Origin of the sequence: Klebsiella spallanzanii, assembly GCF_902158555.1 — a bacterium.
Lineage (GTDB): Bacteria > Pseudomonadota > Gammaproteobacteria > Enterobacterales > Enterobacteriaceae > Klebsiella > Klebsiella spallanzanii.
Genome location: NZ_CABGGS010000001.1, coordinates 408,494 through 423,578, shown reverse-complemented (window position 1 = coordinate 423,578; position 15,085 = coordinate 408,494). Strand labels below are relative to the sequence as shown.

Genomic DNA, 15,085 nt, shown 5'->3' with positions numbered 1-15,085 from the left:
ATATCAGGCTTAGTATTTGATATCGTTTTTGAAATCGCGTTTTTCGTAGCCGGTATACAGCTGACGTGGACGGGCGATTTTCATGCCGTCGGTGTGCATTTCGTTCCAGTGTGCAATCCAGCCCACGGTACGCGCCATCGCGAAGATAACGGTAAACATGGATGATGGAATGCCCATCGCTTTCAGAATGATACCGGAGTAGAAATCGACGTTCGGGTACAGTTTCTTCTCGATGAAGTACGGGTCGTTGAGCGCAATGTGCTCAAGCTCCATCGCCACTTCCAGCAGATCGTCTTTGGTACCCAGTTCTTTCAGCACTTCATGGCAGGTTTCACGCATCACGGTGGCGCGCGGGTCATAGTTTTTATAAACACGGTGACCAAAGCCCATCAGGCGGAAAGAGTCATTTTTGTCTTTCGCACGACGCACAAATTCCGGAATGTGTTTAACCGAGCTGATCTCTTCCAGCATCTTCAGCGCCGCTTCGTTGGCGCCGCCGTGTGCCGGTCCCCACAGAGAAGCAATACCCGCAGCGATACAGGCGAACGGGTTCGCGCCAGAAGAGCCTGCGGTACGCACGGTGGACGTTGAGGCGTTCTGTTCGTGATCGGCGTGCAGGATCAGGATGCGGTCCATGGCGCGTTCCAGTATCGGGTTCACTTCATACTTTTCACACGGCGTGGAGAACATCATATTCAGGAAGTTACCCGCGTAGGAGAGGTCGTTGCGCGGATAAACAAAAGGCTGGCCGATGGAATACTTGTAACACATTGCCGCCATAGTCGGCATTTTGGAGAGCAGGCGGAATGCGGCGATATCGCGATGACGCGGGTTATTCACATCCAGCGAATCGTGATAGAACGCAGCCAGCGCACCGGTGATGCCGCACATAACGGCCATCGGGTGAGAATCGCGGCGGAACGCGTGGAACAGACGAGTGATCTGCTCGTGAATCATGGTGTGGCGGGTAACGATGGTTTTGAATTCGTCGTACTGGTCCTGGGTCGGTTTTTCACCGTTCAGCAGGATGTAGCACACTTCCAGATAGTTGGAATCGGTCGCTAATTGATCGATTGGAAAACCGCGGTGCAGCAGGATACCTTCATCACCGTCGATAAAGGTGATTTTGGATTCGCAGGATGCGGTTGAGGTAAAACCAGGGTCAAAAGTAAATACGCCTTTTGAACCAAGACTACGAATATCAATAACATCCTGACCGAGAGTGCCCTTTAGCACATCCAGTTCGATAGCAGTATCACCACCCAGGGTGATTTTTGCTTTAGCATCAGACATTTATGGTCTCCTTAGCGCCTTTATTGCTTAAGACTGCCGGGTGGTGGATTTGCATTCGGCCCGTAGCCGATGACGTTACCAGTTTGTTATGTTGCACATCGCTCTGCGTCACGAAAGGGGCAGGGTACAGAGCAAGGGCGCTTGATGGTACGTCTTCAACCTACGATGAAACAACAGCAAATCAGCGTTTTAGCAGCCCGAATTAGTTAAAACTATATACCACTAATAACTGTCCTGATTACATCGGTCAATACTCTCTCACTGTTGCATAACTTATTCTCAGGTAAAAGAGTGACCCCATAACTTTTGCGTATTATTGCATTTATCTGGTAATGGTTGTAACAATAATGTTTAATATTTGTCAAATCAGATGATTAAAATTTAAATTTATGTTGTTATCGTGACATTGATCACTGTTCGGGATAAAACCCGACAAACTATATGTAGGTTAATTGTAATGATTTTGTGAACGGCCTATACTGCCGCCAGGTCTCCGGAACTCCCTGCAATCCCGAGCCACCCAGCGTTATTTTGTCACGCTTTAACTTCTGAAAAGGGGTTTTAACATGACTTCTGGTTATAGATAAGGACGCTGTCTGACCCGCAAGCAGACCGGAGGAAGGAAATCCCATAGTCTTTCACGTTTCAGGTGCGTTGGCTGCGCCCGCTCGCCCCGGTCACATAGTTATCTATGCTCCCGGGTTTCCCGGACTTGCCGCCTTCCTGTAACGCGAAATCCAAAGGGAATAATAAGAACAGCATGTGGGCGTTATTCATGGTAAGAAATGTGAAAAAACAAAGACCTGTCAATCTGGATCTCCAAACGATCCGGTTCCCAATCACGGCGATAGCGTCCATTCTCCATCGCGTATCCGGAGTGATCACTTTTGTGGCGGTCGGGATTCTGCTTTGGTTGCTGGGCACCAGCCTTTCCTCTCCAGAAGGTTTCCTCACTGCGGCATCCATTATGAATAGCTTCTTTGTGAAGTTCATCATGTGGGGCATTTTGACCGCGCTGGCTTATCACGCAGTGGTCGGTATTCGCCATCTGCTGATGGATTTTGGCTACCTTGAAGAAACCCTCGAATCAGGGACACGCTCCGCCAAAATTTCTTTTGTTATTACTGTCGTGCTTTCACTTCTCGCAGGAGTCCTCGTATGGTAAGCAACGCCTCAGCACTAGGACGCAACGGCGTACATGACTTCATTCTGGTCCGTGCTACCGCCATCGTCCTCACCCTTTACATCATCTATATGGTTGGCTTCTTTGCCACCACGGGTGAAATTTCATGGGAAGTCTGGACGGGTTTTTTCTCCTCCGCGTTCACTAAAGTCTTCACCCTGCTGGCTCTCGTATCCATTCTGATCCACGCCTGGATCGGGATGTGGCAGGTGTTAACGGACTACGTTAAACCACTGGCTGTGCGCTTAATTCTGCAACTGCTTATCGTTGTTGCGCTGGTGGCTTACGTTCTTTATGGATTTGTTGTGGTGTGGGGTGTGTAATGAAATTGCCTGTCAGAGAATTTGATGCAGTTGTGATTGGTGCCGGTGGCGCAGGTATGCGCGCGGCGCTGCAAATTTCCCAGAGCGGCCAAACCTGTGCGCTGCTCTCCAAAGTGTTCCCGACCCGTTCCCATACCGTTTCCGCGCAGGGTGGTATCACCGTTGCGCTCGGTAATACCCATGAAGATAACTGGGAATGGCATATGTACGACACCGTGAAAGGGTCGGACTACATTGGCGACCAGGACGCCATTGAATATATGTGCAAAACCGGTCCGGAAGCGATTCTTGAACTGGATCATATGGGTCTGCCGTTCTCTCGTCTCGACGATGGCACCATCTATCAACGTCCGTTTGGCGGCCAGTCGAAAAACTTTGGCGGCGAGCAGGCGGCACGTACCGCAGCGGCGGCTGACCGTACCGGTCACGCCCTGCTGCACACGCTCTATCAACAGAATTTGAAAAACCATACCACTATTTTTTCCGAGTGGTATGCGCTGGACCTGGTGAAAAACGCCGATGGCGCTATCGTCGGTTGTACCGCGCTGTGCATCGAAACCGGTGAAGTGGTTTACTTTAAAGCTCGCGCCACCGTGCTGGCGACCGGCGGCGCAGGCCGTATTTATCAGTCCACTACTAACGCTCATATCAATACCGGTGACGGCGTGGGTATGGCGATTCGTGCCGGTGTCCCGGTGCAGGATATGGAAATGTGGCAGTTCCACCCGACCGGTATCGCCGGGGCAGGGGTTCTGGTCACCGAGGGCTGCCGCGGTGAAGGTGGCTACCTGTTGAACAAACACGGCGAACGCTTTATGGAGCGTTATGCGCCGAATGCGAAAGACCTGGCGGGTCGTGACGTGGTGGCGCGTTCCATCATGATCGAAATCCGCGAAGGCCGCGGCTGCGACGGTCCGTGGGGCCCGCACGCTAAGCTGAAACTCGATCACCTGGGTAAAGAAGTTCTGGAATCCCGTCTGCCGGGTATCCTTGAGCTCTCCCGTACCTTCGCCCACGTTGACCCGGTGAAAGAGCCGATTCCGGTCATTCCAACCTGCCACTATATGATGGGCGGTATTCCGACCAAAGTAAGCGGCCAGGCGCTGACCGTCAACGAGCAGGGCGAAGACGTGGTGATTCCGGGGCTGTTTGCGGTAGGCGAAATCGCCTGCGTATCGGTTCACGGCGCAAACCGTCTGGGCGGCAACTCGCTGCTTGACCTGGTGGTCTTTGGCCGCGCGGTCGGTCTGCATTTGCAAGAATCTATCGCCGAACAGGGCGTTCTGCGCGATGCAACGGATGAAGAAATCGATGCTTCTCTGGAACGTCTGAATCGCTGGAACGGTAACCGTAACGGTGAAGATCCGGTTGAAATCCGCAAAGCGCTTCAGGAGTGCATGCAGCATAACTTCTCCGTGTTCCGCGAAGGGGATGCGATGGCGAAGGGCCTTGAGCAGTTGAAAGCGATTCGCGAGCGTTTGAAAAATGCCCGTCTGGATGACACTTCCAGCGAGTTCAATACCCAGCGCGTTGAATGCCTTGAGCTGGATAACCTGATGGAAACCGCCTACGCCACTGCGGTGTCGGCAAACTTCCGTACCGAAAGCCGTGGCGCGCATAGCCGCTTCGACTTCCCGGATCGTGATGATGAAAACTGGCTGTGCCATTCCCTGTATCTGCCAGAGTCGGAATCCATGACGCGTCGTAGCGTCAATATGGAACCGAAACTGCGTCCGGCATTCCCGCCGAAGATTCGTACTTATTAATGCGGAGACAGGAATATGAAACTCGAGTTTTCAGTTTATCGTTATAACCCGGACGTAGACGATGCTCCGCGCATGCAGGATTACACCCTGGAAGCGGAAGAAGGTCGTGACATGATGCTGCTGGATGCATTGATGCAGCTGAAAGAGAAAGACCCGTCGCTGTCGTTCCGCCGCTCCTGTCGTGAAGGGGTTTGTGGCTCCGACGGTCTGAACATGAACGGGAAAAACGGTCTGGCATGCATCACACCTATTTCCGCGCTGAATCAGCCGGGTAAGAAAATTGTTATCCGTCCGCTACCAGGGTTGCCGGTTATTCGCGATTTGGTTGTAGACATGGGGCAATTCTACGCACAATATGAGAAGATTAAGCCTTACTTGTTGAATAATGGGCAAAATCCTCCGGCTCGAGAGCACTTACAGTCTCCAGAGCAGCGTGAGAAACTCGATGGTCTGTACGAGTGTATTCTCTGCGCATGTTGTTCAACGTCTTGCCCGTCGTTCTGGTGGAACCCGGACAAGTTTATCGGCCCGGCTGGCCTGCTGGCCGCGTATCGCTTCCTGATCGACAGCCGCGATACCGAAACCAGCGAGCGCCTTGAAGGCCTGAGCGATGCTTTCAGCGTATTCCGCTGTCACAGCATTATGAACTGCGTCAGTGTGTGTCCTAAGGGTTTGAACCCGACGCGCGCCATTGGCCATATTAAGTCGATGCTGCTGCAGCGTAGTGCGTAAGTAGTCAGAGGGGAGCGCTGTTCCCCTCACCCTAACCCTCTCCCTAAGGGAGAGGGGACAGATAGCAGGAAACCTCTAAAAACTGCCCCTGATAGTTAGACAGTTTTTAAAGGTTCCTTAGCGGGTGAAACCACAACTCATCCGCAACAAGTGAACCCCGGCACGTACAACTTCTGTGCGTGGTAGTTTCTACGGCGAAATAAGCATAAAAATGCTTAAGGGATCACGATGCAGAACGGCGCAATGAAAGCCTGGCTGGACTCTTCTTACCTCTCTGGTTCGAACCAGAGCTGGATAGAACAGCTCTATGAAGACTTCTTAACCGATCCTGACTCTGTTGACGCCAACTGGCGTTCTATGTTCCAGCAGTTACCTGGCACCGGAGTCAAACCAGATCAATTTCATTCCAAAACGCGTGATTATTTCCGCCGCCTGGCGAAGGATGCCTCGCGTTACACTTCTTCGATTTCCGACCCTGACACCAATGTGAAGCAGGTTAAAGTCCTGCAGCTCATCAACGCATACCGCTTCCGTGGTCACCAGCATGCGAATCTCGATCCGCTGGGACTGTGGCAGCAAGAGAGAGTGGCGGATCTCGATCCGGCTTACCACGATCTGACCGAGGCCGATTTCCAGGAAAGCTATAACGTAGGTTCTTTTGCTATTGGCAAAGACACGATGAAGCTGGGCGACCTGATCTCTGCCCTCAAGCAAACCTACTGCGGCTCCATCGGCGCGGAATATATGCACATTACCTCTACCGAAGAAAAACGCTGGATCCAGCAGCGTATCGAGTCGGTAGCAGGCAAAGCCAGCTTTAGCGCTGAAGAGAAAAAACGCTTCCTCAGCGAGCTGACCGCAGCGGAAGGCCTGGAACGCTATCTTGGCGCGAAATTCCCCGGCGCAAAACGCTTCTCGCTGGAAGGCGGCGATGCGCTGATCCCGATGCTCAAAGAAATTATCCGCCACGCGGGTAAGAGCGGCACCCGCGAAGTGGTGCTGGGTATGGCGCACCGCGGTCGTCTGAACGTACTGGTCAACGTGCTGGGTAAAAAACCGCAGGACCTGTTCGACGAATTCGTCGGTAAACATAAAGAACACCTCGGCACCGGTGACGTGAAGTACCATATGGGCTTCTCTTCCGATATGGAAACCGAAGGCGGCCTGGTGCACCTGGCGCTGGCGTTTAACCCGTCGCACCTGGAAATCGTCAGCCCGGTGGTTATCGGTTCTGTACGCGCCCGTCTTGACCGTCTGGACGAGCCGAGCAGCAACAAAGTTCTGCCGATTACCATTCACGGTGACGCCGCAGTCACCGGGCAGGGCGTGGTTCAGGAAACCCTGAACATGTCCAAAGCGCGCGGTTATGAAGTGGGCGGTACTGTACGTATCGTTATCAATAATCAGGTTGGCTTCACCACCTCCAACCCGCTGGATGCGCGTTCTACCCCGTACTGCACCGACATCGGTAAAATGGTGCAATCGCCGATTTTCCACGTTAACGCCGATGACCCGGAAGCCGTGGCATTTGTCACTCGCCTGGCGCTGGATTTCCGCAATACCTTCAAACGCGATGTCTTCATCGATCTGGTGTGCTACCGCCGCCACGGCCATAACGAAGCCGACGAGCCGAGCGCAACCCAGCCGCTGATGTATCAGAAAATCAAAAAGCATCCGACCCCGCGCAAAATCTACGCTGACAAGCTGGAAGCCGATAAGGTCGCGACGCTGGAAGACGCTACCGAGCAGGTTAACCTCTACCGCGATGCGCTGGATGCCGGCGAATGCGTGGTGCAGGAGTGGCGTCCGATGAACATGCACTCCTTTACCTGGTCCCCGTACCTCAACCATGAGTGGGATGAGAGCTACCCGGACAAAGTCGAACCTAAGCGTCTGGTCGAGCTGGCGAAGCGCATCAGCACGGTGCCGGAAGCCGTTGAGATGCAGTCTCGCGTGGCGAAAATTTACGGCGACCGTCAGTCAATGGCCGCCGGTGAGAAGCTGTTCGACTGGGGCGGCGCGGAAAACCTCGCCTACGCCACGCTGGTAGATGAAGGTATCTCCGTGCGTCTGTCCGGTGAAGACTCCGGGCGTGGCACCTTCTTCCACCGCCATGCGGTGATTCACAACCAGAAGAATGGTTCAACCTATACGCCGCTGCAGCACGTCCATAACGGCCAGGGCCACTTTAAGGTCTGGGATTCCGTGCTGTCTGAAGAGGCGGTACTGGCGTTTGAATACGGCTATGCCACCGCAGAACCACGCACCCTGACCATCTGGGAAGCGCAGTTCGGTGACTTTGCCAACGGCGCGCAGGTGGTTATCGACCAGTTCATTAGCTCCGGCGAGCAGAAGTGGGGCCGTATGTGCGGTCTGGTGATGCTGCTGCCGCACGGCTACGAAGGCCAGGGGCCGGAGCACTCCTCCGCGCGTCTGGAGCGTTATCTGCAGCTCTGCGCTGAGCAGAATATGCAGGTTTGCGTGCCGTCCACGCCGGCGCAGGTTTACCATATGCTGCGTCGTCAGGCGCTGCGCGGTATGCGTCGCCCGCTGATCGTGATGTCGCCGAAGTCTCTGCTGCGCCATCCGCTGGCAGTGTCGAGCATGGACGAACTGGCTAACGGCACCTTCCAGCCGGCTATCGGGGAAATCGACGATCTCGACCCGAAAGCAGTGAAGCGTGTTGTGCTGTGCTCTGGTAAGGTTTACTACGACCTGCTGGAACAGCGCCGTAAGAACGACCAAAAAGATGTCGCTATCGTTCGCGTAGAGCAGCTCTATCCGTTCCCGCATCAGGCGGTACAGGAAGCGCTGAAACCTTATGCGCATGTGCATGATTTTGTCTGGTGCCAGGAAGAACCGCTCAACCAGGGCGCGTGGTACTGCAGCCAGCATCACTTCCGCGAAGTGATTCCGTTTGGGGCCTCTCTGCGTTATGCAGGCCGCCCGGCCTCCGCCTCTCCGGCGGTAGGATACTTGTCCGTTCACCAGAAACAGCAACAAGATCTGGTCAATGACGCGCTGAACGTCGATTAATTAAAGGATACATAATGAGTAGCGTAGATATTCTGGTTCCCGACCTGCCTGAGTCCGTAGCTGACGCAACGGTTGCCACCTGGCATAAAAAACCGGGCGATGCGGTTGTTCGTGACGAAGTGCTGGTAGAAATCGAAACTGACAAAGTGGTACTGGAAGTACCGGCTTCAGCGGATGGCATTCTGGACGCAGTGATTGAAGACGAAGGCGCTACCGTGCTTTCTCGTCAGATCCTCGGCCGCCTGCGCGAAGGCAACAGCGCGGGCAAAGAGTCCAGTGCGAAAGCCGATGCCAAAGAGTCGACTCCGGCCCAGCGCCAGCAGGCTTCTCTGGAAGAGCAAAATAACGATGCGCTCAGCCCGGCGATTCGCCGTCTGCTGGCGGAACATAGCCTCGACGCGGCGGCCATTAAAGGCACCGGAGTTGGTGGCCGTCTGACCCGTGAAGACGTTGAGAAACATCTGGCGAGCGTACCGGCGAAAGCTGAAGCGCCAGCAGCACCGGCAGCCGCGGCTCCGGCTGCACAGCTGGGCAACCGCTCTGAAAAACGTGTGCCGATGACCCGTCTGCGCAAACGCGTAGCCGAGCGTCTGCTGGAAGCGAAAAATTCCACCGCCATGCTGACGACCTTCAACGAAGTCAACATGAAGCCGATTATGGATCTGCGCAAGCAGTACGGCGATGCGTTTGAAAAACGTCACGGTATCCGTCTGGGCTTCATGTCCTTCTACGTGAAGGCGGTTGTTGAAGCGCTGAAACGTTACCCGGAAGTGAACGCTTCTATCGACGGCGATGACGTGGTGTACCACAACTATTTCGATGTCAGCATGGCGGTCTCCACGCCGCGCGGCCTGGTAACCCCGGTCCTGCGCGATGTTGACCTGCTGGGCATGGCGGATATCGAGAAGAAAATTAAAGAGCTAGCAGTCAAAGGCCGCGACGGCAAGCTGACCGTTGATGACCTGACCGGCGGTAACTTTACCATTACCAACGGTGGCGTATTCGGTTCTCTGATGTCCACGCCGATTATCAACCCGCCGCAGAGCGCGATTCTGGGGATGCATGCCATAAAAGACCGTCCAATGGCGGTTAATGGTAAGGTAGAGATTCTGCCAATGATGTACCTGGCGCTCTCCTACGACCACCGTCTGATCGACGGGCGTGAATCGGTAGGCTACCTGGTGGCAATTAAAGAGCTGCTGGAAGACCCGACCCGTCTGCTGCTGGACGTGTAGTAATAAGAGTATTACCTATCGTAGGCCTGATAAAACGCGCTAGCGTCGCTATCAGGCCTACAGGTTTAAAGATAATTATTACCTGAAGGATGGACTGAACACATGAACTTACATGAATATCAGGCAAAACAACTCTTTGCCCGCTATGGTTTACCGGCGCCGGTGGGTTATGCCTGTACTACTCCGCGTGAAGCCGAAGAAGCCGCTTCAAAAATCGGCGCGGGTCCGTGGGTAGTGAAATGTCAGGTTCACGCTGGTGGCCGCGGCAAAGCGGGCGGTGTGAAAGTAGTTAACAGTAAAGAAGACATTCGCGCTTTTGCTGAGCATTGGCTGGGCAAACGCCTGGTAACCTACCAGACAGATGCGAACGGTCAGCCGGTTAACCAGATTCTGGTTGAAGCTGCGACCGATATCGGTAAAGAGCTGTACCTGGGCGCGGTGGTTGACCGCAGCTCCCGCCGCGTGGTCTTTATGGCCTCCACCGAAGGCGGCGTGGAAATCGAAAAAGTGGCGGAAGAGACCCCACACCTGATTCACAAAATCGCTCTCGATCCGCTGGCGGGCCCGATGCCTTACCAGGGTCGTGAACTGGCGTTCAAACTGGGTCTGGAAGGTAAGCAGGTTCAGCAGTTCACCAAAATTTTCATGGGCCTGGCGACCATTTTCCTTGAGCGTGACCTGGCGCTGATTGAAATCAACCCGCTGGTTATCACTAAGCAGGGCGACCTGATCTGCCTCGACGGTAAACTGGGCGCTGACGGCAACGCGCTGTTCCGCCAGCCGGACCTGCGTGAAATGCGCGACCAGTCTCAGGAAGACCCGCGTGAAGCTCAGGCGGCGCAGTGGGAACTGAACTACGTTGCGCTGGACGGTAACATCGGCTGCATGGTTAACGGCGCAGGCCTGGCAATGGGCACCATGGACATCGTTAAGCTGCACGGCGGCGAACCGGCTAACTTCCTTGACGTTGGCGGCGGCGCAACCAAAGAACGCGTGACCGAAGCGTTCAAAATCATTCTCTCTGATGACAACGTGAAAGCGGTTCTGGTTAACATCTTCGGCGGTATCGTACGCTGTGACCTGATAGCAGACGGTATCATCGGCGCGGTTGCCGAAGTGGGCGTTAACGTACCGGTCGTCGTTCGTCTGGAAGGTAACAACGCCGAACTGGGCGCGAAAAAACTGGCTGACAGCGGCCTGAATATTATTGCAGCGAAAAGTCTGACGGATGCAGCTCAGCAGGTTGTTGCCGCAGTGGAGGGGAAATAATGTCCGTTTTAATTAATAAAGATACCAAGGTTATCTGCCAGGGCTTCACCGGTAGCCAGGGGACTTTCCACTCTGAACAAGCGATTGCTTACGGTACGCAAATGGTCGGCGGCGTAACGCCGGGCAAAGGCGGCACCACGCATCTGGGTCTGCCGGTGTTCAACACCGTGCGCGAAGCGGTAGACGCGACCGGTGCGACAGCATCCGTTATCTACGTACCGGCACCGTTCTGCAAAGACTCCATCCTGGAAGCGATCGATGCAGGCATCAAGCTGATTATCACCATCACCGAAGGTATCCCGACGCTGGATATGCTGACCGTGAAAGTGAAGCTCGACGAAGCGGGCGTGCGCATGATCGGGCCGAACTGCCCGGGCGTGATCACCCCAGGCGAATGCAAAATCGGCATCATGCCGGGCCACATTCACCAGCCGGGTAAAGTGGGCATCGTTTCTCGCTCTGGCACCCTGACCTACGAAGCGGTTAAGCAGACCACCGATTACGGTTTCGGCCAGTCCACCTGCGTGGGCATCGGCGGTGACCCGATCCCGGGATCTAACTTTATCGATATCCTGAAGCTGTTCCAGGAAGACCCGCAGACTGAAGCGATCGTCATGATCGGTGAGATCGGCGGCAGCGCGGAAGAAGAAGCGGCCGCTTACATCAAAGATCACGTGACCAAACCGGTTGTCGGCTATATCGCTGGCGTAACCGCGCCGAAAGGCAAACGTATGGGTCACGCGGGTGCCATCATTGCCGGTGGTAAAGGGACTGCGGATGAAAAATTTGCTGCTCTGGAAGCCGCTGGCGTGAAAACCGTTCGTAGCCTGGCCGATATCGGCGAAGCGCTGAAAACCGTGATTAAGTAATAAGTAAAAAAACAGCCCTGACTTTCTGCATGGTCAAGGGCTGGTCCAGTTTCGACATGGTTGGCCATCTGATGATGGCCTTTTTTTGTCTGTAATTCAGCTTTCAGCTAGCGCTTTCAGCCAGCGAATGCCGCTTTCCGGTGAGGTCATTACCGGTACCGGCGGGGCGGGAAGCTGCTGCAACACCCGCGCCATTGAGGCCTGCGCCAGCATCACCACATCTGCCTGGCTAAAGGCACTCTTTAGCCCGTCACCGACGATTCGGTCATGGGTATCCATATCGCCTGCCAGCAGCGCGTGGAATGCCTCTTCCATTAATATGGGAGTAATGTTTCGCGGTTTACCGCTCTCCTGCACTTTACGCTGTACGTAATCCAGCGTTGGCTTCAGCGTGGTCGCCACGGTCGCCAGCACGGCGATACGCTCGCCTTTTTCAATCGACTCTTCCACCATCGCGCAATCAATACGTGCGAGCTGGAGCGGCGTCATAAACTGGCACTGTTCCACCGCCGAACCAATAGAAGAGCAGGCGGTAATAAAGATATCGCACTCTGCTTTTTCAGCGATATGCACGTAGTCGGCGATGCGGGCGGCAATATTCGGCGTTACGCCTCCGGCCTTCATTACCTGCTTGATCATCGATTCTTCCACCAGATGCATCACTTCCACTTCCGGCATGATATCGGCAATCAGCTGCTGCATCATCGCCAGCGTGGCTGAACTGGTATGAAGCATGGCGACCTTTTTCATTGTGCTATCTCCTTAAGCAAGTTTTCCGCGACGGCCAGCGCCGCATCATGATCTTCCTGCGCCGACAAACCGCCTACCGCAACGGCGCCAAGACATCTACCGTCATGCACAAGCGGGATCCCGCCGGGTAGGGCGGTAAAACGCGGGTCGGCAAAATAACCGATATCCAGCTGTTCTTTTTGCAGGCGCTGTAAAAACGCCTGCGTGGTGCAGCCCAGGCGGCTGCTGGTGCGTGCTTTGCGCTGGGTCAGCTCAATGGTTAACAGTTTGGCGCTATCCATTCGGGCAAAGCTCAGTAGCTCCCCGCTGGTGTCGCACACCGCTACGCTTAGCGGGCGCTTTGCATAGCGCGTTTCAGCAAGGTCAAGCGCACAGGCTACGGCGCGCTGGGCCTGTTCCAGGGTTAGGGTCGTCATTATGATTATCCTTTTGACAGATGTTCGGAAACGGATTGGACAGGGTTTTTGGCGGCGACGGCCTGGGCCTGCCTGGCGTCTTTTTTACGCCAGTAGTTGGCGAGCAGCGAGCCGCTAACGTTGCCAAGCGGGGTCATTACCGCCGAAGCGAGTCCGACGGTCGCCAGTTTGCCCATCGCGGCGGCAAGCCCTGATGCCATGCCGCCATTTTGCAGGCCGACTTCAAAGGCCACGGTGCGGGCGGACTGCACGTCCATGCGGAAGATCCAGCGGCTCATCAGGTAGCCAATCAGGAAGCCGCCGAGGTTATGCATCAGCATGGCGAAGCAGAGCAGGAAGCCGACCTGTACCAGGTTGTCGCGCCCGGCGGCTGCGGCGGTAGTCGTGAAGAAAATAATCCCGATCATCGAGATGGTCGGCATGATCTTCTTAATGCCCTCGACGCGACCGTACAGCCAGTTGTAGAACAGCGCCCAGACGAGGCCGCCTGCGACAAAGTTAATCACCACGGCGTACATTTGCGCTTCGGCGCTGGCAGAACCGAACTGTGCGTCCCAGCCTCCGGCGCTCATATACAGCAGCCACAGAGCGCCAATTCCGGCCAGAATCTGCACGGTACGACGACCACGCACGCCAGCGTAGGTTTTCAGGTAATCATGCAAAATCGCTGCGCCGATAGGGATGAGCACGATTTTCACCACATCCATTACCATCGCGGTGAGCTGGATATCGATCATCGAACCAGCCAGCAGGTTGACCCATAGCGGGGTCATCACCGTGGCCGCCAGGGTTGAGACCGCGGCGATCGAGACCGCCAGCGCCAGGTTAGCGTTGGCGATATACACCATTACCGTCGAGGAGAGGCCGCTGGGACAGGCGCCAATCAACAGGATGCCTACTGCGACTTCAGGCGGAAAGTTAAAAATCAGGGTAATGCTCAGACCGAGAAGCGGCATGATCACGAAGTGGCAGAAGGTGCCGATAAACACCGCCCACGGCATTTTGGCAACGTCGATAAAATCCTGGATCGTCAATTTAGTCCCCATGCTGAACATGGTGGCCTGGATAACCAAAAACACGATCCATTTATGGGTGATATTGAAACCGCCCCAGACGATCAGATCTGTTGACCAGGTCATCGCGGCGACAAAACCGGCGATGATCCACAGGGTAAACTGATAGCTGCGTAAACCCGGCCAGTAGCCCGCGCCTGCCGCGAAACCTGCGGTCAGCATCACCAGTCCAGGCTGCCAGATTGCTGCGGACTGGATTAGCGCGCCGATAACGGCCAGCGCGCCGCCGGCAACAGAAACGCCGAGCCCGGTTTTGTGAATAACAGTGGTCATAGTCATGTTGAAATGTCCTTTCTGTTGTTATTGCTGCCGGGGTGGAATAGATAACATTTGTCGCGCAATTTTCGGCGTGGCGACTTTTTTATCCATACTGCGAATCAACGTGGCGAGTTTGGCGACCTGCTGATAATTATGCTGCGCTTTTTCTTCAGCGCTTAAATAATAGCTATCTTCAAAGCCGATTCGTACTTCGCTTGCTCCCATGCCGACTGCAGCAGCGATAATATCGAAATTTTTCCTGCCAAAGTGGGTAATTCCCCATAGCGCATCGCGGGGGATCATACTGCGCAGAGCAATTAATGCATCCACGCTTGCGGGGGTACTGCCGCGATGACCAAGGACAATATTAAACAGCATCGGTTTTTTGAAGTTTATTATTTCTTGCAGGGTCAGGATATTATTAATCATGCCGATTTCAAAAACTTCAAACTCTGGAATAATATTGCGCTCGGTGATTTGCTGCGAGCAATACTCCACGTCCGGGCCTGGATTAAAGTAGACCGCATCGCCGAGGTTAACGGAGCCGACGTTCAGTGATGCCATCTCCACGCCGGGACAGGCCAGCGGCGCACAGCGTTCGGCGATGGACATCGAAGAGACGCCGCCGGTAGAGGCCTGAACGATCAGCTCTGAATGACGCATCACGTGGTCGATCGTCGCCTGAAAATCGCTAGTGTCCGGCGTCAGGCGTCCCTGTTTATCGCGAACGTGCAAATGAACAATGGCCGCGCCATGTTCTACGCTGGCGAGTATTTCCTGCGCCAGTTCTTCAGGTATTACTCTGGGGCAATCCGCGGCAACGGGCGCCAGAGAGATAATAACAGTATCCGACATGTTTTCCTCCGGTACAGAGATAGAAAT

The 15,085-nt window shown here is 54.7% G+C and carries 14 protein-coding genes; 8 read left to right on the top strand and 6 right to left on the bottom strand.

The genetic code is table 11. The annotated features are described in order from the left end of the window. Nucleotides 1-9: 9 nt before the first annotated feature. Both gltA and FN082_RS30545 read right to left on the bottom strand, forming a co-directional pair. Entirely contained in the window at nucleotides 10-1,293 is a 1,284-nt protein-coding gene (gene gltA, locus FN082_RS02125; protein ID WP_139538718.1) for a citrate synthase, read from the bottom strand. A 212-nt stretch (nucleotides 1,294-1,505) separates the two neighbouring features. Continuing rightward, the gene (locus FN082_RS30545) at nucleotides 1,506-1,658 is read right to left on the bottom strand and encodes a hypothetical protein (protein ID WP_418268728.1); all 153 of its coding nucleotides are present in this window, start codon (nucleotides 1,656-1,658) and stop codon (nucleotides 1,506-1,508) included. Nucleotides 1,659-2,053: 395 nt separating this feature from the next. On the opposite strand from FN082_RS30545, the gene sdhC reads away from it, so the two are divergent. From sdhC to sucD, 8 genes are all read left to right on the top strand, one after another. After that, the gene (gene sdhC / locus FN082_RS02120; protein ID WP_180349561.1) at nucleotides 2,054-2,458 is read left to right on the top strand and encodes a succinate dehydrogenase cytochrome b556 subunit; all 405 of its coding nucleotides are present in this window, start codon (nucleotides 2,054-2,056) and stop codon (nucleotides 2,456-2,458) included. Beyond that, on the top strand, nucleotides 2,452-2,799 hold the full coding sequence (gene sdhD / locus FN082_RS02115; RefSeq protein WP_004100278.1) for a succinate dehydrogenase membrane anchor subunit: 348 nt from the start codon (nucleotides 2,452-2,454) through the stop codon (nucleotides 2,797-2,799). The genes sdhC and sdhD overlap by 7 nt, the downstream gene beginning before the upstream one ends. Continuing rightward, nucleotides 2,799-4,565: a succinate dehydrogenase flavoprotein subunit gene (sdhA, locus tag FN082_RS02110; RefSeq protein ID WP_139538720.1), complete on the top strand. Its 1,767-nt coding sequence runs from the start codon at nucleotides 2,799-2,801 to the stop codon at nucleotides 4,563-4,565. Before sdhD ends, sdhA begins: the two co-directional genes overlap by 1 nt. Before the next feature lie 15 nt (nucleotides 4,566-4,580). After that, entirely contained in the window at nucleotides 4,581-5,297 is a 717-nt protein-coding gene (gene sdhB / locus FN082_RS02105) for a succinate dehydrogenase iron-sulfur subunit SdhB (RefSeq protein WP_139538721.1), read from the top strand. A 228-nt stretch (nucleotides 5,298-5,525) separates the two neighbouring features. Continuing rightward, nucleotides 5,526-8,333, top strand: coding sequence for a 2-oxoglutarate dehydrogenase E1 component (gene sucA, locus FN082_RS02100; RefSeq protein WP_142981061.1), 2,808 nt, complete (start codon nucleotides 5,526-5,528; stop codon nucleotides 8,331-8,333). 14 nt (nucleotides 8,334-8,347) lie between these two features. Next, a complete protein-coding gene (gene odhB, locus FN082_RS02095; protein WP_112214475.1) occupies nucleotides 8,348-9,568 on the top strand; it encodes a 2-oxoglutarate dehydrogenase complex dihydrolipoyllysine-residue succinyltransferase in 1,221 nt (406 codons plus the stop codon). A gap of 102 nt (nucleotides 9,569-9,670) precedes the next feature. Next, on the top strand, nucleotides 9,671-10,837 hold the full coding sequence (gene sucC / locus FN082_RS02090) for an ADP-forming succinate--CoA ligase subunit beta (protein WP_139538723.1): 1,167 nt from the start codon (nucleotides 9,671-9,673) through the stop codon (nucleotides 10,835-10,837). Beyond that, nucleotides 10,837-11,706: a succinate--CoA ligase subunit alpha gene (gene sucD / locus FN082_RS02085; RefSeq protein WP_139538724.1), complete on the top strand. Its 870-nt coding sequence runs from the start codon at nucleotides 10,837-10,839 to the stop codon at nucleotides 11,704-11,706. The genes sucC and sucD overlap by 1 nt, the downstream gene beginning before the upstream one ends. Before the next feature lie 96 nt (nucleotides 11,707-11,802). On the opposite strand, the gene FN082_RS02080 is transcribed toward sucD, so the two are convergent. From FN082_RS02080 to FN082_RS02065, 4 genes are read right to left on the bottom strand one after another with little or no spacing between them, the layout of a single operon-like run. Next, nucleotides 11,803-12,456: an aspartate/glutamate racemase family protein gene (locus FN082_RS02080; RefSeq protein ID WP_142981060.1), complete on the bottom strand. Its 654-nt coding sequence runs from the start codon at nucleotides 12,454-12,456 to the stop codon at nucleotides 11,803-11,805. Continuing rightward, a complete protein-coding gene (locus tag FN082_RS02075; RefSeq protein WP_142981059.1) occupies nucleotides 12,453-12,872 on the bottom strand; it encodes a GlcG/HbpS family heme-binding protein in 420 nt (139 codons plus the stop codon). The genes FN082_RS02080 and FN082_RS02075 overlap by 4 nt, the downstream gene beginning before the upstream one ends. Before the next feature lie 5 nt (nucleotides 12,873-12,877). After that, the gene (locus FN082_RS02070; RefSeq protein ID WP_139538727.1) at nucleotides 12,878-14,224 is read right to left on the bottom strand and encodes a bile acid:sodium symporter family protein; all 1,347 of its coding nucleotides are present in this window, start codon (nucleotides 14,222-14,224) and stop codon (nucleotides 12,878-12,880) included. A gap of 21 nt (nucleotides 14,225-14,245) precedes the next feature. Then, nucleotides 14,246-15,058, bottom strand: coding sequence for a BKACE family enzyme (locus FN082_RS02065; protein WP_142981058.1), 813 nt, complete (start codon nucleotides 15,056-15,058; stop codon nucleotides 14,246-14,248). Between the last annotated feature and the right edge of the window lie 27 nt (nucleotides 15,059-15,085).